The sequence below is a fragment of the Streptomyces sp. NBC_01351 genome (genome assembly GCF_036237315.1).
In the GTDB taxonomy this organism is placed as follows: Bacteria; Actinomycetota; Actinomycetes; order Streptomycetales; family Streptomycetaceae; genus Streptomyces.
Map to the genome: position 1 here is coordinate 3507394 of NZ_CP108356.1, position 24329 is coordinate 3531722.

The 24329-nt window shown below is 72.1% G+C and carries 20 protein-coding genes; 14 read left to right on the forward strand and 6 right to left on the reverse strand.

Annotated features, from left to right (window positions below; translation table 11 throughout):
* Positions 1-65: 65 nt before the first annotated feature.
* From OG625_RS15875 to OG625_RS15890, 4 genes are all read left to right on the forward strand, one after another.
* A complete protein-coding gene (locus tag OG625_RS15875; protein ID WP_329380851.1) occupies positions 66-2009 on the forward strand; it encodes a 2-oxoacid:acceptor oxidoreductase subunit alpha in 1944 nt (647 codons plus the stop codon).
* Complete coding sequence (locus OG625_RS15880) at positions 2002-3069, forward strand: 2-oxoacid:ferredoxin oxidoreductase subunit beta (RefSeq protein ID WP_329380853.1); 1068 nt, start codon at positions 2002-2004, stop codon at positions 3067-3069. Before OG625_RS15875 ends, OG625_RS15880 begins: the two co-directional genes overlap by 8 nt.
* Positions 3070-3258: 189 nt before the next feature.
* Positions 3259-4203 (forward strand): EamA family transporter RarD, encoded by a 945-nt coding sequence (gene rarD / locus OG625_RS15885; protein WP_329380855.1) that lies wholly within the window; start codon positions 3259-3261, stop codon positions 4201-4203.
* 223 nt (positions 4204-4426) lie between these two features.
* Complete coding sequence (locus tag OG625_RS15890) at positions 4427-5743, forward strand: M28 family metallopeptidase (RefSeq protein WP_329380857.1); 1317 nt, start codon at positions 4427-4429, stop codon at positions 5741-5743.
* Here OG625_RS15890 and OG625_RS15895 read toward each other — a convergent pair.
* From OG625_RS15895 to OG625_RS15910, 4 genes are all read right to left on the reverse strand, one after another.
* On the reverse strand, positions 5740-6150 hold the full coding sequence (locus tag OG625_RS15895) for a hypothetical protein (RefSeq protein WP_329380859.1): 411 nt from the start codon (positions 6148-6150) through the stop codon (positions 5740-5742). The two genes, OG625_RS15890 and OG625_RS15895, sit on opposite strands and share 4 nt — an antisense overlap.
* Positions 6147-6350 carry a ribbon-helix-helix domain-containing protein gene (locus tag OG625_RS15900; protein ID WP_329380861.1) on the reverse strand — a complete coding sequence of 68 codons (204 nt, stop codon included), beginning with the start codon at positions 6348-6350 and terminating at the stop codon, positions 6147-6149. The genes OG625_RS15895 and OG625_RS15900 overlap by 4 nt, the downstream gene beginning before the upstream one ends.
* A gap of 116 nt (positions 6351-6466) precedes the next feature.
* Complete coding sequence (locus OG625_RS15905) at positions 6467-7684, reverse strand: LolA family protein (protein ID WP_329380863.1); 1218 nt, start codon at positions 7682-7684, stop codon at positions 6467-6469.
* A gap of 231 nt (positions 7685-7915) precedes the next feature.
* Positions 7916-8926 carry a polyprenyl synthetase family protein gene (locus OG625_RS15910; protein WP_329380866.1) on the reverse strand — a complete coding sequence of 337 codons (1011 nt, stop codon included), beginning with the start codon at positions 8924-8926 and terminating at the stop codon, positions 7916-7918.
* Between the two features lie 212 nt (positions 8927-9138).
* Here OG625_RS15910 and OG625_RS15915 point away from each other — a divergent pair, with 212 nt between their 5' ends.
* The gene (locus tag OG625_RS15915) at positions 9139-10698 is read left to right on the forward strand and encodes a peptide MFS transporter (RefSeq protein ID WP_329380868.1); all 1560 of its coding nucleotides are present in this window, start codon (positions 9139-9141) and stop codon (positions 10696-10698) included.
* A 19-nt stretch (positions 10699-10717) separates the two neighbouring features.
* Entirely contained in the window at positions 10718-12730 is a 2013-nt protein-coding gene (locus tag OG625_RS15920; protein WP_329380870.1) for a CocE/NonD family hydrolase, read from the forward strand.
* A 98-nt stretch (positions 12731-12828) separates the two neighbouring features.
* On the opposite strand, the gene OG625_RS15925 is transcribed toward OG625_RS15920, so the two are convergent.
* Positions 12829-13956: a nucleotide disphospho-sugar-binding domain-containing protein gene (locus OG625_RS15925; RefSeq protein WP_329380872.1), complete on the reverse strand. Its 1128-nt coding sequence runs from the start codon at positions 13954-13956 to the stop codon at positions 12829-12831.
* A gap of 334 nt (positions 13957-14290) precedes the next feature.
* Entirely contained in the window at positions 14291-15109 is an 819-nt protein-coding gene (locus OG625_RS15930) for an HAD family hydrolase (protein ID WP_329380874.1), read from the reverse strand.
* A 141-nt stretch (positions 15110-15250) separates the two neighbouring features.
* Here OG625_RS15930 and fahA point away from each other — a divergent pair, with 141 nt between their 5' ends.
* The 8 genes from fahA to OG625_RS15970 all read left to right on the forward strand — a co-directional run bounded on the left by fahA (position 15251) and on the right by OG625_RS15970 (position 24320).
* Entirely contained in the window at positions 15251-16474 is a 1224-nt protein-coding gene (gene fahA, locus OG625_RS15935; protein ID WP_329380876.1) for a fumarylacetoacetase, read from the forward strand.
* 139 nt (positions 16475-16613) lie between these two features.
* Positions 16614-17384 carry a GntR family transcriptional regulator gene (locus OG625_RS15940; protein ID WP_329380878.1) on the forward strand — a complete coding sequence of 257 codons (771 nt, stop codon included), beginning with the start codon at positions 16614-16616 and terminating at the stop codon, positions 17382-17384.
* Between the two features lie 43 nt (positions 17385-17427).
* On the forward strand, positions 17428-17655 hold the full coding sequence (locus tag OG625_RS15945) for a 4Fe-4S dicluster domain-containing protein (RefSeq protein ID WP_030710222.1): 228 nt from the start codon (positions 17428-17430) through the stop codon (positions 17653-17655).
* Between the two features lie 14 nt (positions 17656-17669).
* Positions 17670-19022 (forward strand): ABC transporter substrate-binding protein, encoded by a 1353-nt coding sequence (locus OG625_RS15950; protein ID WP_329380880.1) that lies wholly within the window; start codon positions 17670-17672, stop codon positions 19020-19022.
* Positions 19019-20032, forward strand: a complete 1014-nt coding sequence (locus OG625_RS15955; RefSeq protein WP_329380882.1) for an ABC transporter permease — start codon at positions 19019-19021, stop codon at positions 20030-20032. The genes OG625_RS15950 and OG625_RS15955 overlap by 4 nt, the downstream gene beginning before the upstream one ends.
* Positions 20029-20799, forward strand: a complete 771-nt coding sequence (locus OG625_RS15960) for an ABC transporter ATP-binding protein (protein WP_329380885.1) — start codon at positions 20029-20031, stop codon at positions 20797-20799. Before OG625_RS15955 ends, OG625_RS15960 begins: the two co-directional genes overlap by 4 nt.
* Before the next feature lie 14 nt (positions 20800-20813).
* Entirely contained in the window at positions 20814-23651 is a 2838-nt protein-coding gene (locus OG625_RS15965) for a fumarate reductase/succinate dehydrogenase flavoprotein subunit (RefSeq protein ID WP_329380887.1), read from the forward strand.
* 90 nt (positions 23652-23741) lie between these two features.
* Positions 23742-24320 (forward strand): hypothetical protein, encoded by a 579-nt coding sequence (locus OG625_RS15970; protein WP_329380889.1) that lies wholly within the window; start codon positions 23742-23744, stop codon positions 24318-24320.
* Positions 24321-24329: the final 9 nt, after the last annotated feature.

Sequence of the window (24329 nt, forward strand, 5' to 3'; positions counted from 1 at the left end):
GGCACCCTGACGGACGTAGGGTGGGGTCTGTGGGGGAGCCCACGCCTCGAAGGAGGTCCAGTTCAGTGACCAGCCAGGTCAGCAGCCCAGCCGAGCAGGCCGACGGGGCTGGGGGTGCGGTTGTCGGTGGACAGCGCACCCCGCCGAGCCCGGGCGGCAAGGAAGTACGCCGCCTCGATCGCGTGATCATCCGCTTCGCGGGTGACTCCGGTGACGGTATGCAGCTCACCGGTGACCGCTTCACCTCGGAGACCGCGTCGTTCGGGAACGACCTCTCCACGCTGCCGAACTTCCCCGCCGAGATCCGCGCCCCTGCCGGAACCCTGCCCGGCGTGTCGTCGTTCCAGCTGCACTTCGCGGACCACGACATCCTCACGCCCGGCGACGCCCCGAACGTGCTGGTCGCGATGAACCCCGCCGCCCTCAAGGCGAACATCGCCGACGTGCCGCGCGGCGCGGAGATCATCATCAACACGGACGAGTTCACCAAGCGCCCGATGGCGAAGGTCGGCTACGAGACCTCCCCGCTGGAAGACGGGTCCCTCTCCGCCTACAGCATCCACCCCGTCCCGCTGACGACGCTGACGGTGGAGGCGCTGAAGGACTTCGGGCTCTCCCGCAAGGAGGCCGAGCGCAGCAAGAACATGTTCGCGCTGGGGCTGCTGAGCTGGATGTACCACCGGCCGACCGAGGGCACCGAGAGCTTCCTGCGGTCGAAGTTCGCGAAGAAGCCGCAGATCGCCGAGGCGAACATCGTCGCCTTCCGCGCCGGCTGGAACTTCGGCGAGACCACCGAGGACTTCGCCGTCTCCTACGAGGTCGCGCCGGCGACGAAGGCGTTCCCGACGGGCACGTACCGGAACATCTCCGGGAACCTGGCCCTCTCCTACGGGCTGATCGCGGCGGCCCGGCAGGCCGATCTGCCGCTCTACCTGGGCTCGTACCCCATCACCCCGGCCTCGGACATCCTGCACGAGCTGTCCAAGCACAAGAACTTCGGTGTGCGCACCTTCCAGGCCGAGGACGAGATCGCCGGGATCGGCGCGGCCCTGGGCGCGGCCTTCGGCGGGGCCCTCGGGGTGACCACCACCTCCGGCCCGGGCGTGGCGCTGAAGTCCGAGACGATCGGCCTGGCGGTCTCGCTGGAGCTGCCACTGCTGATCGTGGACATCCAGCGCGGCGGTCCCTCCACCGGTCTGCCGACCAAGACCGAGCAGGCCGACCTGCTGCAGGCCATGTACGGGCGCAACGGCGAGGCCCCGGTCCCGATCGTCGCCCCGAAGACCCCGGCGGACTGCTTCGACGCGGCCCTCGACGCCGCCCGGATCGCGCTCACCTACCGGACCCCGGTCTTCCTGCTCTCCGACGGCTACCTCGCCAACGGTTCCGAGCCGTGGAAGATCCCCGAGGTCTCGGAACTGCCCGACCTGACGGTCCGGTTCGCGGCCGGCCCCAACCACGAGCTGGCCGACGGCACCGAGGTGTTCTGGCCCTACAAGCGGGACCCCGAGACCCTGGCCCGGCCGTGGGCCGTCCCCGGCACCCCCGGCCTCGAACACCGCATCGGCGGCATCGAGAAGCAGGACGGCACGGGCAACATCTCGTACGACCCCGCCAACCACGAGCTCATGGTCCGTACCCGCCAGGCCAAGATCGACGGCATCGAGGTCCCCGACCTGGAGGTCGACGACCCCGACAACGCGCGCACCCTGGTCATCGGCTGGGGCTCCACCTACGGCCCCATCACCGCCGCCGTCCGCCGTACGCGGATCGCCGGCCTCCCCATCGCCCAGGCCCACCTGCGCCATCTGAACCCCTTCCCCAGGAATCTCGGAGAGGTCCTGGAGCGTTACGAGAAGGTAGTGGTGCCGGAGATGAACCTCGGGCAGCTCGCCACCCTGATCCGGGCGAAATACCTGGTGGACGCGCAGTCGTACAACCAGGTCAACGGAATGCCGTTCAAGGCGGAGCAGCTCGCGCAGGTCCTCAAGGAGGCCATCAATGACTGAGGTGACCGACGCCCCCAAGCTGCTCTCGCTGGTCCCGAAGGCCGAGGCCAAACAGTCGGCCAAGGAGTTCAAGTCGGACCAGGAGGTCCGCTGGTGCCCCGGCTGCGGGGACTACGCCGTGCTCGCCGCCGTCCAGGGCTTCATGCCCGAACTGGGGCTGGCGAAGGAGAACATCGTCTTCGTCTCCGGCATCGGCTGTTCCTCGCGCTTCCCGTACTACATGAACACGTACGGGATGCACTCGATCCACGGCCGCGCCCCCGCCATCGCCACCGGCCTGGCCACCTCGCGGCGCGATCTGTCGGTCTGGGTCGTCACGGGTGACGGCGACGCGCTCTCCATCGGCGGCAACCACCTCATCCACGCGCTGCGGCGGAACGTCAACCTCAAGATCCTGCTGTTCAACAACCGGATCTACGGTCTGACCAAGGGCCAGTACTCCCCCACCTCCGAGGTCGGCAAGATCACCAAGTCCACGCCGATGGGCTCGCTGGACGCGCCCTTCAACCCGGTTTCGCTCGCGCTGGGCGCGGAGGCCTCCTTCGTGGCGCGGACGGTGGACTCCGACCGCAAGCACCTCACCGAGGTGCTGCGGCAGGCCGCCGATCACCAGGGCACCGCGCTGGTGGAGATCTACCAGAACTGCAACATCTTCAACGACGGCGCCTTCGAGGTCCTCAAGGACAACGACCAGGCCGCGGAGGCGGTGATCCGGCTGGAGCACGGGCAGCCGATCCGCTTCGGTGTCGACGGGCACAAGGGGGTCGTGCGCGACCCGGCCACCGGCGAGCTGCAGGTCGTCGAGGTCACCCCGGCGAACGAGTCGCGGATCCTGGTCCACGACGCGCACGCCGCCGGCCCCACCGCCGCCTTCGCACTGTCCCGGCTGGCCGATCCCGACACCCTGCACCAGACCCCCATCGGGGTCTTCCGCAGCGTGGAGCGGCCCGTCTACGACACGCTCATGGCCGACCAGCTCGACACGGCCATCGACCAGAAGGGCAAGGGCGACCTCGGCGCCCTGCTGACCGGCAACGACACCTGGACCGTCGTCGGCTGATCGAGGCCCGTACCCGGCCGGACGAAGCCCGGACCTCCCGCCCAGGAGGTCCGGGCTTCGTCGCGACGCCACGTCACGACGCCACGACGTCACGGCAATGTCATGAGTATCTCCCCGTTACGGGCATGACATCCGGTCCCTGCGGCGCTACCGTCGTGAGATTGGCCGAAAAGTCGTACAGGAGGACCCGTGGAGGCACGGAACGAGCAGCGCGCGGGTTTGCTGTACGGATTCGGCGCGTACGGAATGTGGGGGCTCGTCCCCCTCTTCTGGCCCTTCCTCATGCCCTCCGGGGCGATCGAGATCCTCGCCCACCGCATGGTGTGGTCCCTGGCCGTCGTCGGGCTGGCCCTGCTCGCGCTGCGCCGCTGGGGCTGGATACGGGAGCTCGCCCGCGATCCCCGCAAGCTCGGCCTGACCACACTGGCCGCCTCGGTGATCAGCGTGAACTGGGGCCTGTACATCTGGGCCGTCAACAACGGACAGGTGGTCGAGGCGAGCCTCGGCTACTTCATCAATCCGCTGGTCAGCATCGCCATGGGGGTCGTGCTGCTCGGCGAGCGGCTGCGCCGCGTGCAGTGGGTGGCGGTCGGCATCAGCTTCGCCGCCGTGCTCGTCCTCGCCGTCGGGTACGGCCGGCCGCCGTGGATCTCGCTGATCCTCGCCTTCTCCTTCGCGACGTACGGGCTGATCAAGAAGAAGCTCAACATGGGTGGCCTGGAGTCGCTGACCGCCGAGACCGCCGTGCTGTTCCTGCCCGCCCTCGGCTACCTGCTGTGGCTGGGCGCCCAGGGGCAGTCCAGCTTCGTGTCGCAAGGCCCGGCGCACTCCGCCCTGCTCGCCTCGACGGGCCTGGTCACCGCGATCCCGCTGGTGCTCTTCGGGGCCGCCGCGATCAGGGTCCCGCTGTCCACCCTCGGGCTGCTCCAGTACATGGCCCCGGTGTTCCAGTTCGGGCTCGGCGTCCTGTACTTCCACGAGGCCATGCCGCCCGAGCGCTGGGCGGGCTTCTCGCTGGTCTGGGCCGCGCTGGCCCTCCTGACCTGGGACGCGCTGCGTACGGCGCGGCGCTCGCGGGCCGCGCTCGCGGCCGCGCCCGTCGTCGTCGCCGCTCCGGCGCGCGAACCCGCGTAAGGCTCCGCATCGCGGCGCACCACGGCTCATCCCCGGCCTCACGATCCCCGGTACGAATCCCTCGTACCGGGGATCGTCCGTTTTCCGAACTGGCCTGACCGAATTGTGGTCTTGACGGACAGTCACACTCTCGCTGAACATCAGGCTCGCACTGACGCACTAACGCTCACCCGCTCGATACCGCTCGTTCCGTTTCATCCCCGCGGAATCCCGGAGCCCCCACATGAGCCTGTCCGTCTCCCGGCGTCTCGCCGCCGTGACCGCCCTCGCGGTCGCGGGCCTGTTCGCCGCCACCGCCCCCGTCGCACTGGCCGCCCCCACGGCGGTCACCGCGGCCCCGACGCCCCCCGACATTCCGCTGGCCAACGTCAAGGCCCACCTCACGCAGCTCTCGACCATCGCCGCCAACAACGGCGGGAACCGGGCCCACGGCCGGACCGGTTACAAGGCGTCGATCGACTACGTGAAGGCCAAGCTCGACGCGGCCGGCTTCACCACCACCCTGCAGACCTTCACCACCAGCGGCGCCACCGGCTACAACCTGATCGCCGACTGGCCGGGCGGCGACCCGAACTCGGTCCTGATGGCCGGCGCGCACCTGGACTCGGTGTCCTCGGGCGCCGGCATCAACGACAACGGCTCCGGCAGCGCGGCCGTGCTGGAGACCGCGCTCGCGGTGTCCCGCGCGCAGCTCCAGCCGACGAAGCACCTGCGCTTCGGCTGGTGGGGTGCGGAGGAGCTGGGCCTCGTCGGGTCGAAGTACTACGTCAACCAGCTGCCGGCCACCGAGCGCGCGAAGTTCTCCGGGTACCTGAACTTCGACATGATCGGCTCGCCGAACCCGGGCTACTTCGTCTACGACGACGACCCGACGATCGAGCAGACCTTCAAGAACTACTTCACGGGCCTCGGCGTCCCGACCGAGATCGAGACCGAGGGCGACGGCCGCTCCGACCACGCCTCCTTCAAGAACGTGGGCATTCCCGTCGGCGGCCTGTTCACCGGCGCCAGCAACACCAAGTCGTCGGCCCAGGCGCAGAAGTGGGGCGGCACCGCCGGTCAGGCCTTCGACCGGTGCTACCACTCCTCCTGCGACAACACGGCGAACATCAACGACACCGCCCTGGACCGCAACTCGGACGCCGTCGCCTACGCGATCTGGACCCTCGGCGCGGCCGTTCCGGTCCCGCCGGGCCCGTCCTTCGAGAACACGGCGGACGTGAACATCCCGGACTCCCCCGCCGCCGCGGTCAGCTCGCCGATCACCGCCTCGGGCGTGACGGGCAACGCTCCGGCCACCACCAAGGTGGACGTGAACATCGTCCACACCTACCGCGGTGACCTGGTGGTCGACCTGGTCGCCCCCGACGGCACCGTCTACAACCTGCACAACCGCAGCGGTGGCAGCGCCGACAACCTCATCCAGTCCTACACCGTGAACGCCTCATCCGAGGTGGCCAACGGGACGTGGAACCTGCGGGTGAGGGACACGGCCGCGCAGGACATCGGCTACATCAACAGCTGGAAGATCACCTTCTAGCGCCGGTCGGCACCACGCGAGGCGGGCTGCGGGTCCTGTATGCGGGCCCGCAGCTCCTCGGCCACCGCCGCGACGTCGGCGCGGCCCATTTTCGCCGCCTCGACCAGATCCCCGAGCTCCTCCGGAGAGGGCAGCTGCTTGGCCCCGGCGACGCGCAGGTACGAGCGGGTCGCGGCGGCCGCGTAGAACTCGTTCATCGGGGATTCCAGCGCCGGGCACACCGCGAGGGTGTGCAGAAACGCGGCGGCCCGCCACGCGGTATCCGGGGCGGGCTGTTCGGGCACCAGGACGAGGTCGTTCTGGTGCCGGGCGACCGCGGCGGCCACCCCTGAGGGGTCCCACACGGCGGGATCGGACGGGAGGTGGTGGGCCAGAGCGGTCCACGCCCACTCCATGGTGATCTTCAATTGCCGAACCGCTCCTGGAAGTAGCCCCAGTGGTCTGCGAACTCGTCGATGCCGGAGAGGAAGTTCTTCCGGTCCTCGTCGAGTTCGCGTTCCGTGACCTCGGTGATCAGCGCGGTGACCGTGGTCCCCAACGCCGCCGCACGCGCCTTCAGACGTTCATGAAACTCTTCGTCCAGGCGAATGGTCACGTGTCTCGACATCCCACCACCGTACAGCGGGGCTGCTGTACGCAAGAGCGGAACGACAGAAGGGTGGGCCGGGACACAGTCCCGGCCCACCCTTCGGACGTCTCCGCTACGTGCGGCTGCGGCTACGGCTACTTGTTGGCGTCGGCCGCCTTCACCAGCGCGTCCTTCGTCACGGCGCCGACGTAGACCTTGCCGTCGTCCGTCACCAGGGCGTTGACCAGGCGGGTCGACAGGACGCGGCCCTCACCGAAGGAACCGGTGACCTTGTCGCCGAGGGAGTTCAGGAGGTCCTTCGCCTCCTTCGGCGCGTTCTTGTCGTTCTCCAGCTCCTTCAGGCCCTTGCCGGCGCCCGAGTCGATGCGCGCGATGGTGGCCCAGCCCTCGCCGAGCACCTTCACCTCGCCGTCCTTGCCGTTCGCCCCGCCCAGCAGGCCGCCCAGGCCCGGGAAGGACTCCAGGGCCTTGAGGTCCTTCCCGCCGTGCTCGCCCTTGGCGTCTTCGGCCGCGCCCTCGGTCACCTTGGCGCCCTTGGGCACGGTGAACTTGAAGGTGTCGGCGGACGGCTTGGCGAAGTCCACCTTGGTGAAGCCCGCGTCCACGATGGGCTTGCCGCCCTGGCTGGAGAGCAGCTGCACGCGCAGCGGCACGCCGTTCTTCGCGTCGACCGCGATCTGGACGGAGGCGACCGTGGAGCCGGTCTGCTTGGGCTTGAGCACCAGCTGGTAGGCGTCCCGGCCGGCCACCTGCGCGGTCTCGCCGACGCTGACGTCCGTGGTCGGGCCCGCGGCCTTGAGGACGTCCTGGGCGAGCTGCTGCGGGGTGGCACCGAGACGGTCGCCCGTCTTGTGCTCCGCGCCCTTGCCCGCCTCGCCATCCTTATCGTGGGGGGCCTTCTCGTGGAAGACCTCGTTCGACTTGGAGTCGTAGCCCCACACGTCGTCGCCGTTGTGGATGAGGCTGTACTCGTCCTTGCCGTCGAGGAAGGTCAGCTTCTGCCGGTCCGGGCCGTCGGCCGCGACGCGGAAGGTGTGCGTGCCGTTCGCCAGCTGCGCGACCTTGTCCTCCGGGTTGGCGGAGCCGCCGGCGACGCCGCCGCCTCCGAGCAGGCCCGTCGCGATCTTCGGCAGGCCGAGGTCGGTGCTGATCCTGGCGGTGCCGGACAGCTGCTCCACGTCCGAGGCGGCGATCTTCTCGATCAGCTGCTGCGCCGTCACCTTCGGCAGATCGGGTCCCCCGGCGTTGGCGAAGGCCGGGACCATCGCCACGGTCGCCGCGGCCACACCCGCCACCGCGACCGGTACGGCGTACCGGGCGATCTTGCGAGAAGTGTTCGTGTTCGCTGCCATGTCAGTGCCCTGCCCTCTGTGTCCAAGGCGGCGACCCCCGTGTCGCCGCGCTCACCCGATCTGGTGGGGTTTGATGACTCCATCTGACCAAATCGACGGGGCGCGGGCGTCACTCCCCGGACGCAACCTCGCGTACGACCGTGGGATGACACGGGAAGGGCCCTCCTCCCCCGACCCGTAGGGGTCGACGGGGCGGAAGGGCCCGTTCCACTGTCGAAGGCGCGGCAAGCGCTATCCGGCGCGGTGCACCACCGCGTCGCAGAGCTCCTCCAGCGCCGACTTGGCGAAGCACTCGGGCAGCGGGGCGAGCGTGGCCCGCGCGTCCTCCGCGTACCGGATGGTGTCGCGGCGGGCCTGCTCCAGGGCGGGGTGCGCCCGCAGCCGGGTGAGGACCTCGGCGTGGCGGGCGTCGTCCGTGAGGTCGCCGTCCAGGAGGCGTACGAGTTCCAGGTCGGCCGGGTCGCCGCCCTCGGCCGCCATCTGCCGCAGCCGCAGTACGGGCAGCGTCGGGATGCCCTCGCGCAGGTCGGTGCCGGGGGTCTTGCCGGACTCGTGCGCGTCGGAGGCGATGTCGAGGACGTCGTCGGCGAGCTGGAAGGCGGTGCCGAGGCGCTCGCCGTACTGGGTCAGGATGTCGACGACGGACTCGTCGGCGCCGGACATCAGCGCGCCGAAGCGGCCGGAGACCGCGATGAGCGAGCCGGTCTTGCCGGCGATGACGTCGAGGTAGTGGGCGACGGGGTCGCGGCCGTCGCGCGGGCCGGCCGTCTCCAGGATCTGACCCGTCACCAGCCGCTCGAAGGCCTCGGCCTGGATGCGCACGGCCTCGGGGCCGAGGTCCGCCAGGATGTGCGAGGCACGGGCGAACAGGAAGTCACCCGTCAGGACGGCCACCGAGTTGCCCCAGCGGGTGTTGGCGCTGTCCACGCCGCGGCGCACGTCCGCCTCGTCCATGACGTCGTCGTGGTAGAGCGTGGCGAGGTGCGTGAGCTCCACCACGACGGCGGAGGGCACGATCCCGGGTGCGTACGGATCGCCGAAGCGGGAGGCGAGCATCACCAGCAGCGGCCGGAAACGCTTGCCTCCGGCACGCACGAGGTGCTGTGCGGCTTCGGTGATGAAGGGGACTTCGCTCTTGGTGGCTTCCAGCAGACCCGCCTCGACGGCGGCCAGTCCGGCCTGGACATCGGTCTCAAGAGCCTGGTCCCGCACGCTCAGTCCGAACGGCCCGACGACGGTCACGAGGGGTACTCCTGTCTGCTGACGATCACGCTGACGATCACCTGGATTGTCGATGTGTCGCTGCCATCACTCAACCCAGCGTATCGGGTCTGTTTTCGATCACCGAGAGCGCCTGTCCGGCCGCCACCCCCGCACTGTCCGTCCGTCACCCGCGCACTGTCCGAACCACCCCGGTATGTTCTTGAGGAGCCGAAACAACCGGAGAATACGTTTTGTCCAGAACTTCGACCGATATAGACGAGCCCGCGGATCCGGAGGCCGACCAGCCGCCGCCCGGCGACGACCACGCCTTCCTCGGCCATCCCCGGGGCCTCGCCACGCTCTCCGGACTGGAGGTCTGGGAGCGCTTCTCGTTCCTGGGCATGCAGGCCATCCTCGTCCTCTACTTCGCGGACACGGTCGCCAACGGCGGCCTGGGGATGGACCCGGGCACCGCGGCCTCCGTCTCGGCGGCCTACGGGACCATGGTCTACCTCGTCTCCGTCGCGGGCGGGTGGCTCGCCGACCGCATCCTCGGTTCGTACCGGGCCGTGTTGTGGGGCGGCATCCTGATCGCCTGCGGCCACTACGCGATGGCCGTGCCGACCGCCGGCATGACCTGGGTGGGCCTCGGCCTGATCAGCGCGGGCACCGGCCTGCTCAAGCCGAACGTGGCCAGCATGGTCGGCAAGCTGTACCGGACGGACGACGAGCGGCGCGACGCCGGCTTCGCCCTCTACTACATGGGCATCAACATCGGCGCCTTCGCCGGACCCCTGATCACCGGCTGGCTCGGCGAGCACCAGGGCTGGCACTGGGGCTTCTCCGCCGCCGCCATCGGCATGACCGCGGGCCTGATCCAGTACGTGCTGGGCCGCCGCCACCTGGCCGGACGCGAGCACTCGGCCACGTCTGTAAGTGAGGCTGCCGCGCTCGCGCCCGACGCGATGCGCTCCTCCCCCAGACTCCGTCCGGGGGGACCCCCTGTGATGAAGATCATTGGCAGCTGCCTCGCCTTCGCCGTGCTCGCCACCGCGCTGGCGCTCGCCGGCCGGCTCACGATGGACGGCTTCGTCGACCTGCTCACCCTCGTCTCGGTGATCGCCCCGGTCGTCTACTTCGCGGTCATGTTCCGCAGCCCCCGGGTGACGGCCGAGGAGCGCGGGCGGCTGCGCCCGTACGTGGTCCTCTTCCTGGCCTCGGTGGCCTTCAACTTCATCCTCTTCCAGGCCTACTCGACGATGATGCTGCTGGCCTCGACCAACGCCCGCACCGAGATCCTCGGCTTCCACTTCCCCGCGAGCTGGTACGCCTCGGCGCTCGGCGCCTTCGAGGTGCTGCTCGCCCCCGTGGTCGCCGCGCTCTGGGTCCGGATGGGCACCCGCCAGCCGCACTCCTCGAACAAGATTGCCATCGGGGTGATCCTGGGCGGCCTGTCCTTCCTGCTGATGATGATCCCGACCTCGGGGCACAGCGGGGACACGTACCAGATGGCCGCCTGGTGGATCGTCGGCTCGTACCTGCTGCTCGGTCTCGGCGACATCCTGCTGGAGACCTCGGGCATGTCGGCCACCACGAAGCTCGCCCCGAAGGCCTTCAGCAGCCAGACGATGGCCCTGTGGTTCCTCTCGCTGGCGCTGGCCAACGGCATCCAGGCGCAGGTGGTCAAGGTCTACGGCGAGGTGTCCAACCCCGTGTACTTCGGCGTCAACGGCGCCGTCGCGGTCGCCGTGGGCCTGGCCGTGATCGCACTCGCGCCGTGGCTGCGGCGCACGATGCACCCCGTCCACTGAGGCGATTGGCGACTGCCCCATGATCATCCGCACCGAATTCCCGTACGCGACCACCCGCGAGGACGTCCGGATCCCGCTGCCCGACGGCGTCGAGCTGTACGCCCGGATCTGGCGCCCGGTCACGGACGAGCCGGTTCCGGCGCTGCTGGAGTACCTCCCGTACCGGCTCACCGACTGGACCGCGCCGCGCGACTGGCAGCGCCACCCCTGGTACGCGGGCCACGGCTACGCCTCCGTACGGGTGGACGTGCGCGGCCACGGGTGCAGCGGGGGCCGTCCCGGCGACGAGTACGACGCCCGTGAACTGGCCGACGGGGTCGCGGTGGTGGAGTGGCTCGCGGCGCAGCCGTGGTGCACGGGGTCGGTGGGGATGTTCGGGATCTCCTGGGGCGGCTTCAACTCCCTCCAGATCGCGGCCCTGGCCCCCGAACCGCTGAAGGCGATCGTCACCGTCTGCTCGACGGACGACCGCTACGACAACGACGTGCACTACATGGGCGGCTCGGTGCTGGCCGTCGACATGCACGCGTGGGCGGCCACCATGCTGGCCTTCGCCTCCCGCCCGCCGGACCCGGAGTTCGTCGGCGACGGCTGGCGGCAGCAGTGGCTGGACCGGCTGGAATCGGTCGAACCCCTGATCCACACCTGGCTCTCCCACCAGACCCGCGACGCCTACTGGCGCCACGGCAGCGTCTGCGAGGACTACTCGGCGATCGGCGCGGCCGTCCTCGCGGTGGGCGGCTGGCACGACCCGTACCGGGACACGGTGCTGCGACTGGTCTCCGCCCTGCCCTCGTCGCGCGTGCGGGGCCTGATCGGGCCGTGGTCGCACCAGTACCCGGACCGGGGGCTCCCGCCGGGCCCGGCGATCGGCTTCCTCCAGGAGACCCTGCGCTGGTGGGACCACTGGCTGAAGGGCGCGGACAACGGCGTCATGGCCGAGCCGCTGCTGCGCTCCTGGATCAGCGACTCGCACCGGCCTGCCACGGTGTACGAGGAACTCCCCGGCCGCTGGGTCGGCGACCGCAGCTGGCCCTCGGCCTCCGTCGTCCCGGTGCCGTACGGGCTGCAGGGCGCGCCGGTGGTCGTGGCCTCACCGCAGCACACCGGGCTGGACGCGGGCCGGTTCTTCCCCTTCGGCAACGACGCCGACCTGCCGCCGGACCAGCGGGAGGAGGACGCGAAGTCGGCGTGCTTCGAATTCCCGGTGGCGGAGGGGCCCGACGGGGAGCCGGTCGAGATCCTGGGCCGGCCGTCGGTGACGGTCCGCCTGCGCCTGGACGTGCCGTACGGGCAGATCGTGGCCCGGCTGTGCGACGTCGCGCCCGACGGCTCCTCGACGCTGGTCACCCGGGGCGCGCTGAACCTCTCGGCCCGGCAGGGCCGGGACAGGGCGGTGCCGTGGCCCGTGGGCTCGTACGAGGACGTCACCTTCGAGCTGAACGGCATCGGGCACTCCTTCCCGCCCGGGCACCGCATCCGCCTCGCGCTCTCGTCCGCGTACTGGCCGTGGATCTGGCCGCGGGCCGGCTCCGAGGCGGGCTGGACCCTGGACCCGGCGGGCAGCCTCCTGACCCTCCCGGTGCGGACGGCGTCGCCGTTGGACGGCGGGATCGTCTTCGAGGCGCCGGAGCAGTCGGAGCCGCTGGGGGTGGTCTTCCCGGCGACGCTGGACGAACCGCGCCCGGAACGGCTGGTCGTACGGGACGTCGCACGCGGGGTGTGGCGGCTGGAGGTCGACCCCCGGTACGGGGGCACGCGGGTGTACCCGGACGGGCTGGAGTACGGCGAGGACGCGGTGGAGGAGTACGAGATCGCCGACGGGGACCCGCTGTCGGCGCGGACGCGCTCGGAGTGGCGGATCCGGTTGCACCGGCCGGAGCTGGGCTGGGACGCGCGTGTCGAGACCCGGTCGGAGATCTCGTGCGACGAAGGCGGCTTCGTCACCTCGAACGAGGTGGTGTGCCGGGAGGGGGACGAGGTGGTCTTCCACCGCACGTGGGAACGCCGGCTGCCACGCGCGGCGGGCTAGCCGGGCGCGGCGCCGCTGCCGGGGCTCCGCCCCAGACCCCGCTCCTCACACGCCGGAGGGGCTGGATTTCACCGGCCGGCCCCTCCCGGCCCCCTCGGCTAGACGGAAGAGGCGACCAGGGCCTCCAACGCGGGGACCGTTTCGGCCGGGGTCGGCAGGGCTGCGTTCTCCGCCCGGAGGCGGGCGGCGGCCTCGCGCAGGGCCGGGTCGGCCGTGAGGCGGGTGAGGAGCGTGGCGTCGACCTCGTCGGAGGCGGAGCGCAGGGCGGCGCCGGTCTTGGTGAGGGCGTCGGCGTTGGTGAAGTGGTCGGCGCCCTGGGGGAGCAGGAGCTGGGGCAGTCCGGCCTGGAGGGCGGTGAGCAGGGTGCCGGAGCCGCCGTGGTGGATCAGCGCGTCGGAGGCGGTCAGCAGCTCGGCGAGCGGGACCCAGGGCAGCGGGCGGACGTTGTCCGGGAGGGTGCCGAGCGGGGTGAGGTCGGCGTCGCCGACGGCGAGCAGGAACTCGGCGTCCACCGACGCGGCCGCCTCAATCAGGCGGACTATGGCGCCGACGCCCTCCATCTCGGTGAGCACGGTGCCCAGGGTGACGGCGACGCGCGGGCGGGTCCCGCGGCGGAGCAGCTCGGCGGGGACGGTACCGCCGCCGTTGTAGGGGAGGTAGCGCATCCGCAGGCCGCCCGGGTCGCCGCCGAGCGAGGCGGGGACGATGTTCAGCGCGGTGGGCGCGGCGGGTCCTGCCACCCCGTACGTCTCGTACGCCTCGGTGAAGTTGGCGGCGAGTCGGGCGACCATGGCAAGGCCGGAGGTGACGCCGAAGTTCTGGATCACCGACGGGATCTTGAGCTTGGCCGCGACCAGCGGGGCGGAGGCCTGGAAGGAGTCGTAGACCAGCAGATCGGCGCCCCAGCTGTCGGCGACCTCCAGCAGGCCGTCCACGGTGGAGCGGGAGACGAGCGCGAAGACGCGGGCCGCCCTGTCGAGGATCTGGTCCGTGTTCATGTCGGGAGCGACGTAGCGCACCTCCTCGCCGGTGGACTGCTCGAACACGTCCCGGATGGTGCGGCCGTCGCCTATCTCGACTATGGGAAAGCCGGCTTCGCGGAGCTGGTTCAGCGGCTGCGAACCCGCGAACAGCACCTCGTGGCCGGCGGCGCGCAGCGCCTGCGCGGTCGGGATCATCGGGAAGAGGTGGCCGGCCGTCGCCGGGCCGGTGAAGAGGATGCGCACGGGTGCTCCCTTGCCGTTGCACTGACGGTCGAGGACAAGCCGTGCGGGCCCGCCCCGGTTGCCCTCAGTGAACTGACGGGCTGGCAGGCGGTGTTCCCCTACGGGAAGCGATATCCGGACATTTTCGAGCGGCGCCCCGGGGTCCGGCCGGCGGTGGGAGATGGCCGAGGCCTCATCGCCCGGCGAGGGCCCGTACGGAGGGCCGTACGGAGGGCCGTACGGAGGGCCGTACGGAGGGCCCGCCACACAGGCGAAACCGCACCTGAACACGCCGCCACACCCCTGTCCGAAAAACGGCGGATGCGCGTGAGCGCCCCCCGCCCCCGCCCCCGCGCTACGCGAACAGCCGCTCCAGGACCACCGCGATGCCGTCTTCCTCGTTCGACAGGGTGACCTCATCGGCGACAGCCACCAGCTCGCGGTGCGCGTTCGCCATCGCCACCCCCCGGGCGGCCCACGCGAACATCGGGATGTCGTTCGGCATGTCCCCGAACGCGATCGTCGACGCCGCCGGCACCCCCAGGACCGCCGCCGCCCGCGCCAGGCCGCTCGCCTTGTCGATGCCCGGCGGCTGGAGTTCCACCGTGTGCTCCCCCGCCATCGTGACGTTCACCAGGTCCCCGACCACCGCCCGCGCCACCCGCGTCAGTTCGTCGTCGTCCAGCTCCGGGTGCTGGAGCAGCACCTTGTTGATCGGCGCGGCCCACAGGTCGGCTCGCCGGCCCACCCGGACCGTCGGGAGGTGCGGGTGCCACATCCGGTAGCCCGGCCCCATCAGCATCTCGGCGTCCACGCCCTCCTGGTTGACCGCCGCGTACACCTCGCCGATCTCCGCCTCGATCTTCCCGAGGGCCACCTCGGCCAGGTCCCGGTCCATGGAGACGGAGTGCAGCAGGCTCCCGCGCGCCGCGTCGTACACCTGCGCGCCCTGCCCGCACACCGCGATCCCCGTGTAGCCGAGGCGGTCCAGGACGTGCCGGACCTGCGGGACGGGGCGGCCGGTGACGATGATGTGCTGGGCGCCGGCCGCGCGGGCGGTGGCGAGCGCTTCGTACGAGCGGGGGGAGACGGTGTCCCCGGCGCGCAGCAGAGTCCCGTCCAGGTCAGTGGCGATCAAGGCATAGGGAAGGGCCTGAGGCAGGGCGGAAGTCACCTCGCCAAGGATACGGACCCCCTCGGACAAGTCCTACAAATAGTGCCCTAATCCGGCCTCCCGCAGGCCCCACCAGCCACGTAACGTGTCAACCAGCCTCCGGGACACCCCCGGACCGCGTCGAAAGCGAGGCAGCACCCCATGCCCCAGCAGAGCCCCCTCGATCTCACCGAGGGCGACCCGTTCGGGCCGCACAACCTCCCCTACGGCGTCTTCTCCACCGCCGGGGAGGACCGCCGCCGGATCGGCGTGCGGATCGGCGGGTACGTGCTCGACGCGGGGGCGGCGGCCGTCGCCCTCGGCTCTCCGTACGCCGGGCTGCTCGGGCAGTCCTCCCTGAACCAGCTGCTGGCCGCCGGCCGCACCGCCTGGCGCGACGTGCGCCGCGCGCTGACCGCCTGGGTCACCGACCCCGGCCACCGCCCGACCGTGGAGCCGCACCTGCTGCCGCTCGACGAGGTCACGCTGCACCTGCCGTACGAGGTCGCCGACTACGTCGACTTCTACGCGAGCGAGCACCACGCCACCAACGTCGGGAAGATGTTCCGGCCCGACGGGGACGCGCTGACCCCCAACTGGAAGCACCTGCCCATCGGTTACCACGGCCGGTCCGGCACGATCGTGGTCTCCGGAACCGACGTCGTACGGCCCTCCGGGCAGCGCAAGGCGCCCACGGACCCGGCGCCCGTCTTCGGGCCGTCGGTCAAGCTCGACATCGAGGCCGAGGTCGGCTTCGTCGTCGGTGCCCCGTCCGAGCTGGGCTCGCCGGTGGCGCTGGGCGAGTTCGAGGACCACGTCTTCGGGCTGTTCCTGCTCAACGACTGGTCGGCGCGCGACGTCCAGGCCTGGGAGTACGTGCCGCTCGGCCCCTTCCTCGGCAAGTCCTTCGCGACGTCCGTCTCCGCCTGGGTGACCCCCCTGGAGGCCCTGGACGCGGCCCGAGTGACCCCGCCCGCGCGGGACTTCCCGCTGCTGCCCTACCTCGACGACGCGGACGCGGAGCGCCCCGGCGGCTTCGACCTGCGCATCACCGTCTCCATCAACGGGCAGGAGGTGGCGCAGCCGCCGTTCGCCTCCATGTACTGGACGGCCGCGCAGCAGCTCGCGCACATGACCGTCAACGGCGCCTCGCTGCGTACGGGTGACGTGTACGGCTCCGGCACCGTCAGCGGCCCCGAGGTCGGCCAGCGCGGTTCGCTGCTGGAGCTGACGTGGAACGGCCGCGACGCCATCGAGCTCGCCGACGGCAAGCGCACCTTCCTGGAGGACGGAGACACCGTCACCCTCACGGCCTGGGCCCCGGGCCCGGACGGCACCCGCGTCGGCCTCGGCGAGGTCACCGGCCGCATCGTGGGATCGCGGTAGTCCAGCCCTCGGTCGGCGGGGTGGCGGATCTTTCCGCCGCCCCGCCGAAACCGCAGGTCAGAGCCGCGCGGAAGTAACGTCCGGTGGCGCAACACTGCGGCAACACCACCGACGCCGGGCCGCCGGTACGTTCCCTGCCATGCCAGCCGAACGCACCGTCACGCACACCGTCCCGGTCGCCGCCGCGCGCCGGCGGCGACTGCGCGCCGACCATGCGCGCCAGCTCGCCGACCTGCTGCGCCACCAGATCCTGGCGGGCGGCTACCCCGGCGGCGTCCTCCCCCTGGAGGACACCCTGGCGGCCGACTACGGCGCCGGCCGCAACACCGTCCGCCAGGCCCTCGACCTGCTGCGCGGCGAGCGGCTCGTGGAGCGCCGCCCCGGCGTCGGCACCGTCGTCGTCTGCGAGAAGTACCCGCACGGCCTGGACCGCCTCCAGGGCCTGGCCGAGACCCTGAACGAGCACGGCCGGGTGACCAACGAGGTCCGTACGGTCGGCCCCGTCCGCGCCCCCACCCCCGTCGCCGGCCGCCTCGGCCTGCCCGAGCACGCCGACGTGCTGTACGTCGAGCGGCTGCGGCGCCTGAACGGCCTGCCGCTCTCCCTCGACCTCACCTACGTGCCGATGGACATCGGCGCCGAACTGCTGGGCTGCGACCTGGAGAACACCGATGTGTTCCGGCTCCTGGAGCAGCTGACCGGGCAGCCGCTCGGCCACGCCGAGATCACCCTGGAAGCCGTCAACGCCGACGCGCACTCCGCCGCCGTCCTCCAGGCCCCGCGCGGGGCCGCCGTGCTGATGCTGGAGCGCCTCACCCACCTGGCCGACGGCCGGCCCGTGGACCTGGAGTTCATCCGCTTCCGCGGCGACCGGATCACCATGAGCGGCCTGTTGCGCCGCTCGCTCTGAGCCTTCCCTCCGCCCTCTGCGTACCCACCTCCTGGAGACAGCCATGCCTCTGGTCCCCCAGCGCGGCGACGTGCCCGTGACCATCGACGAGTCCCTGTGCATCGACGGCTGCACCCTCTGCGTCGACATGTGTCCGCTCGACTCGCTCGCGATCCGCGAGGACAACGGCAAGGCGTACATGCACGTGGACGAGTGCTGGTACTGCGGCCCGTGCGCCGCGCGCTGTCCCACCGGCGCGGTCACCGTCAACATGCCCTACCTGCTCCGGTGAAAGGTCCTCCTCCCATGCGCAACAGAACACTCGCGCCCGCGCTCGTCCTGCTCCTCGCCCCGCTCGCCGCCGCCTGTGGCGACGCCTCCGGGGCGGGCGGGGCGTCCGGTTCGAAGACGGTCACGGTGACCGTCGGCTACCAGTCCAAGACCATCAACACCGTCACCGCCGGCACCCTGCTGCGCTCCCTCGGCTACTTCGAGCAGGAGCTCGCGGCCCGCGGCAAGAAGGACGGCATCACCTACAAGGTGGACTGGCAGGACTACGCCACCGGGGCCCCGATCACCGCCCAGATGACCGCCGGGAAGATCGACATCGGCTCGATGGGCGACTTCCCGCTGCTCATCAACGCGGCCCGCGGCATCGAGCTGAAGCAGCCCACCCGCCTCGTCGCCGTGACCGGCTACAACCTGCGCGGCGGGCTCAACACCGTGGTCACCGCCCCGGATTCGAAGCTGGCGTCCCTCGCCGACCTGCGCGGCAAGAAGGTGTCCACGAGCGTCGGATCGGCGGCCGACGGGACCCTCGTACGGGCTCTGCAGCGCACCGGGATCGACCCTGCGACCGGTATCGAGAAGCTCAACCAGCAGCCCAGCGTGGGCGCTTCGGCACTCCAGGCGGGCAGCGTGGACGCGCTGTCGCAGTTCGTGGCGTGGCCGGGGCAGTTGTCCTTCGAGGGGCGCGCGAAGGCCCTGTACGACGGCGCCGAGCTGAACCTGCCGACCTTCCACGGGGTCACCGTGCGGGAGAAGTTCGCCTCCGAGCGGGCCGGCGTACTGGAGGACTTCCTGCGGGCGCAGCGCAAGGCCACGGACCACCTGCGCGCGGAGCCGGTGGCCGCCGCCGAGGCGGTGGCCAAGGAGACCGGGCTGCCCGCGGAGGTGGTGTACCTCTACAACGGGGCCAACGGCATCGCGACCTTCGACCCGGCGCTGCGCCCGGAGCTGATCGACGCGCTGAAGCAGGACGTGCCGGTACTGAGGGACGCCAAGCTGCTCGGTGACGTGGACGTGGACGCGTTCGTGGACCCGGAGCCCCTGGAGCGGGCCTCGGCCGGGGCCCCGGAGTACCCGAAGGCGGCGGCCGCCCGGCCCGAACTGTGGCTCAAGGGCCAGGCCCGTACGCAGTCCTTCGACTCCCCGCGCGAGCTGCTGAAGGCGGCGCGCGGCGCGGACGTGCGGGCGGCGTACGTACCGGACGCGGTGACCGGGACCCTGTGGTTCGCGGACAAGGCGGTGTGGGTGGCCGAGGGCTCCGAACTGCGCGCCTTCGTCACGCAGGCGGGCGCGAAGGCGTACGTCGACCAGCGCAAGGGGTCCGGGGCGCGGATCGTGGGCTTCGCCGAGGCCGGGGCCCTGGCCTCATGACGGCCGGCCGCGGGCTGCTCCGGGTGGCTTCGCTCGGCGCGGCCCTGCTGCTGTGGCAGGTGCTGACCTCGCAGGACGTGAACCTGTGGCTGCGCTTCGAGCAGTTCCCGACGGTGGGCGAGGTGGCGTCGACGTACGTGGAGCGGGCGGGGACCGCGGAGTACTGGCAGGACCTGGGCTTCAGCCTGCGCCGGATCGTGACGGGCTTCGCGCTCGCCGCGGTGCTGGGCGTGGCCGCGGGGACGGCCCTCGCCCGCTCCCGCACGGCACACGATCTGCTGGGCCCGCTGCTGGAGGTGGCGCGGCCGGTCCCGGCCATCGCGCTCGTCCCGGTGGCGATCCTGCTGTTCCCCTCCACCGAGCAGGGGATCGTCTTCATCACCTTCGCCGCCGCGTTCTTCCCCGTGGTGGTCTCGACGCGGCACGCGGTGGCCGCGCTGACGCCGGTGTGGGAGGAGGCGGTCCTGACGATGGGCGGGCGGCGGGGGCGGATCCTGTTCTCCGTGGTCCTGCCCGGGGCCCTGCCGGGCATCTTCGGGGGCCTGTCGGTGGGCATCGGGGTGTCGTGGATCTGCGTGATCTCGGCCGAGATGATCTCCGGCGAGTACGGGGTCGGCTACCGGACCTGGCAGGACTACACGGTGGTCGACTACCCCGCCGTCTTCGTCGGCATGGTCACCATCGGGGCGCTGGGCTGGCTGACGTCCACCGCGGTGGAACGGGCGGGCCGCCGCCTGACGCGCTGGCTGCCGGCCCGCGCCCCCGCGGCCCCTTCCTCCCGGCCGCGCCCGGGCCGTGCCGTACGCCTGCCGGGCCCCTCCGCGGCGGGGCCACCGGCCGGGGAGGCCCGGTCGGTCCGGGCCTCCCGGACGGCGGAGCCCGCCCCGGGCCGGACCCCGGGCTCCGCCCCGAACCCGCCCGCCGACCCGCCCCCGAACCCGCCCGCGAGCCCGCCCGCCGGCACGGCGCCGGAGCCGCCCGGGACCCGTACCCGAGAGGTGACCAGATGAGCGCGACCGGCATCACCGCCGAGGCCCTCGGGGCGCGGCTCGAACTGCGCGGGGCGCGCCTCGGGCACCGCGGGAACCCGGTGCTCGACGGGGTGGACCTGACGGTGGAAGCCGGCGAGGTGCTGGCCGTCGTGGGCCCGTCCGGGTGCGGGAAGTCCACGCTCCTGCGCACGCTGGCGGGCCTGCTGCCCCCGCTCGCCGGCACGGTGGAACAGGACGGCACCCCGATCACGGGCCCGTCCGCGGACCGGGCGCTCGTCTTCCAGGACGATGCCCTTCTGCCGTGGCGCACGGCCCGCTCCAACGTGGAACTCCCCCTCGCGATCCGCGCTTCCGGGCGCCGAACGGGCGGCGGAGGGGGGCGGGCCCAGCGGCGGCTGGTCGCCGAGGGGTGGCTGGAGCGGGTCGGGCTCGCCGCGCACGCGCAGCGGCTCCCGCACCAGCTCTCCGGCGGGCAGCGGCAGCGCGTGCAGCTGGCCCGGGCCCTCGCCGCGCGGCCGCGGGCCGTGCTCATGGACGAGCCGTTCGGCGCGCTCGACGCCCAGACCCGCGCCGAGATGCAGGACCTCCTCGTGGACGTCCTCGCCGGCACCGGGGCGACCGTCGTCTTCGTCACCCACGACGTGGACGAGGCCCTCTTCCTCGGCGACCGCGTCGCACTGCCGGGCACGGGAGAGGTGCTCCCCGTACCCGCCCCCCGGGACCGCGCCGCGGACCGCACGGCCGATCACGCCGAGCTCCGCCGGCACATCATCGACTCACTCTGAAGGGCAACCCCACCATGGACATCCCCGCGATCGGCGACGCCGAGGAACTCTCCTGCGACGTCCTCGTCATCGGCGGCGGCACCGCCGGCACGATGGCGGCGCTGACCGCCGCCGAGCGCGGCGCGCGGGTGCTGCTCCTGGAGAAGGCGCACGTACGCCACTCCGGCGCCCTCGCCATGGGCATGGACGGGGTCAACAACGCCGTCGTCCCCGGCCGCGCCGAGCCCGACGACTACGTCGCCGAGATCACCCGCGCCAACGACGGCATCGTCGACCAGTCCACCGTCCGCCAGACCGCGACCCGCGGCTTCGCGATGGTCCAGCGGCTGGAGTCGTACGGGGTGAAGTTCGAGAAGGACGAGCACGGCGAGTACGCCGTCCGCCAGGTGCACCGCTCGGGCGCGTACGTGCTGCCCATGCCCGAGGGCAAGGACGTGAAGAAGGTCCTCTACCGGCAGCTGCGGCGCCGGGAGATGCGCGAGCGGATCCGGATCGAGAACCGGGTGATGCCGGTACGGGTCCTCACCTCGCCCGAGGACGGCCGGGCGATCGGCGCGGCCGCCTTCAACACCCGTACCGGCGCCTTCGTCACCGTCCGGGCGGGGGCCGTGATCCTCGCGACGGGCCCCTGCGGGCGGCTCGGACTCCCCGCCTCCGGATACCTGTACGGCACCTACGAGAACCCGACCAACGCCGGTGACGGCTACGCCATGGCGTACCACGCGGGCGCCGCGCTGACCGGGATCGAGTGCTTCCAGATCAACCCGCTGATCAAGGACTACAACGGGCCGGCGTGCGCGTACGTCGCCAACCCCTTCGGCGGCTACCAGGTGAACCGGCACGGCGAGCGGTTCGTCGACTCCGACTACTGGTCGGGCCAGATGATGTCGGAGTTCGCCGCCGAACTCGGCTCGGACCGGGGTCCCGTGTACCTGAAGCTCAGCCACCTCCCGGAGGAGTCGGTGGCCTCGCTCGAATCGATCCTGCACACCACCGAACGGCCGACGCGCGGCACCTTCCACGCCGGCCGCGGTCACGACTACCGCACCCACGACATCGAGATGCACATCTCGGAGATCGGGCTGTGCGGCGGCCACTCCGCCTCGGGGGTACGGGTGGACGACCACGCCCGCACCACGGTCGCCCGGCTGTACGCGGCCGGGGACCTGGCCTCCGTACCGCACAACTACATGATCGGGGCGTTCGTCTTCGGGGACCTGGCGGGCGCCGACGCCTCCCGGTACACCGCGTACGAGGGCACGCTGCCGGCGGAGCAGCTGGCGGCGGCGCACGAGCTGATCTACCGCCCGCTGCGCCACCCGGACGGCCCGCCGCAGCCGCAGGTGGAGTACAAGCTGCGGCGGTTCGTGAACGACTACGTGGCGCCGCCGAAGACGGGCGCGCGGCTGTCCCTCGCCGTGGAGGCGTTCACCCGGATGGAGTCGGAGCTCGCGGGGATGGGCGCGCGGACGGCCCACGAGCTGATGCGGTGCGCAGAGGTGTCGTTCATCCGGGACTGCGCGGAGATGGCGGCCCGGTCCTCGCTGGCGCGAACGGAGTCGCGCTGGGGGCTGTACCACGAGCGGCTCGACCATCCGGAGCGGGACGACGCGGGCTGGCTGCACCACCTGGACCTGCGCAAGTCGACTTCGGGGGCGATGGAGTTCACGGCCCGGCCGGTGGAGCCGTACGTGGTCCCGGTCCCGGAATTCACCCCGGTGGGCGGACCCTCCCGACACCTGGGCGAGGTCGCCCCGCTCCCGGTGGCGACGGCGGGGCGGGCCGCCGCCGCACCGGGCGCGGGGACCGGCACGGGCTCGGGCTCGGGCGCGGGCGCGGGCTCGGTGGCAAGCACGGGCTCGGGGGCCGCAGCGCCGGTACCTGACGCCGCCGGGGCATCCGCCGGGCCGGAGGGCCGTACGGCCGACGCAGCCCACCCGGCCCGGCGGGCCGGTGCCTCCTCTCCCCGGATCCTGGAACTCCTCGCCCTCGCCGAGGAGTCACCCGGTCTGGACGCCCTCGGCCCCTACCTCACCGACCCCGACCCGGCGGTGCGGGCCGCCGCCGTGACCGCGCTCGGCGAGACCGTCCCGGACGGGGCCGGCCCCGCGCTCGCGGCCCGGCTCACGGACGCCTCCCCGGCCGTACGGACCGCCGCCGCGGCCGCGCTGCGCGAGCTGCTGGAAGTCCTGCCGGGCGACCCGGAGCTGGGCGCCGGGCTACGCGCCGCCCTCACCTCGGCTGCGGACGCGGACGCGGTGGTGCGCTCGGCCGCGCTCGAAGCCCTGCGGGCGCTGCGCCTCGGGGACGCGGAGCTGTACGCCGCCGCGCTGACCGACGCCGACCCGGAGGTACGCATCCACGCCGTACGGGCGCTGGTCTCGGTCGACGCCCTCCCGGCACTGGCGGCGGCCGCGGCGGACCCGGCCCGCGAGGTCCGGGTCGCCGTGGCGAAGGGCCTCGCCTCGGTGCACTCCCCCGCCACCGAGGTGCGGGCCTCGCTCGGGCCGCTGCTCGGCGATCCGGACCCCCTGGTGCGGGGCGCCGCCCTGGCGGCCCTGGCCTCCACCGGCTGCCCGGGGCGGTACGCCGAGGCCGCCGTGGCGGCCCTGGCCGATCCCGCCTGGCAGGTCCGGGCGGGTGCGGCGGCCGCACTGTCGGCCGCCGCGCCCGGCACGGCCGTACCGGCGCTGACCGGGGCACTGGCCGACGCCAACGCGGACGTCCGCAAGGCCGCGGTGCTCGCGCTGCTGGCCCACCGGGACACGGACGCCGCCCGGGCGGCCCTCGCCGAGGCGGTGGCCGACCCGGACGCGGACGTCCGCGCGTACGCCGGCCGGGCGGCGGCCTGACCCGCCCGGCCCCCGTTCGGGGGTCTGCCGCGTGCACCCTCTCCACCGCCCCGGGATGGTGGACGAAAGCCCCGATCGGCAGGAGTCCCCATGGCCACCCGTCCTTTCAAGGCCGCCCTCACCCTCGTCGCCGCCGGGTCCCTGGCCCTGGCCGCCCTGGCCCCCGCGCACGGGGTCGGGGGGCCGGCGCCCGACGCGCGCGACCAGCAGGCCATGCGGGACATGGCGACGGCCATCAGCGTGACGGCCAAGTACGTGGACGAGCGGCTGGCGCTCATGGACGGGTACGTGCCGCACGGCACGGAGTGCATGAACAACCCGTTCGGGGTGGGCTCCATGGGCTACCACTACGTCAAGCAGGCCAACTGGGGTTCGCAGGACCCGAGCAGGCCGACCGCGCTCCTCTACAGCGCCACGAAGGACCGGAACGGCCGCCGCAAGCTCCAGGCCGTGGAGTGGATGTCGACCGACCGCGACCAGAACCTCAAGACCGCCGACGACCGCCCGAGCATGTTCGGGCTCCCCTTCGACGGCCCCATGCCCGGCCACTGGGCGGGCATGCCCAAGCACTACGACCTCCACATGTGGGCGTACGAGCACAACCCGGCGGGCCGCTTCCACAACTGGAACCCGGCCCTCAAGTGCTCCGGGCATATGACTCACCCGTAAGGGCGGCTT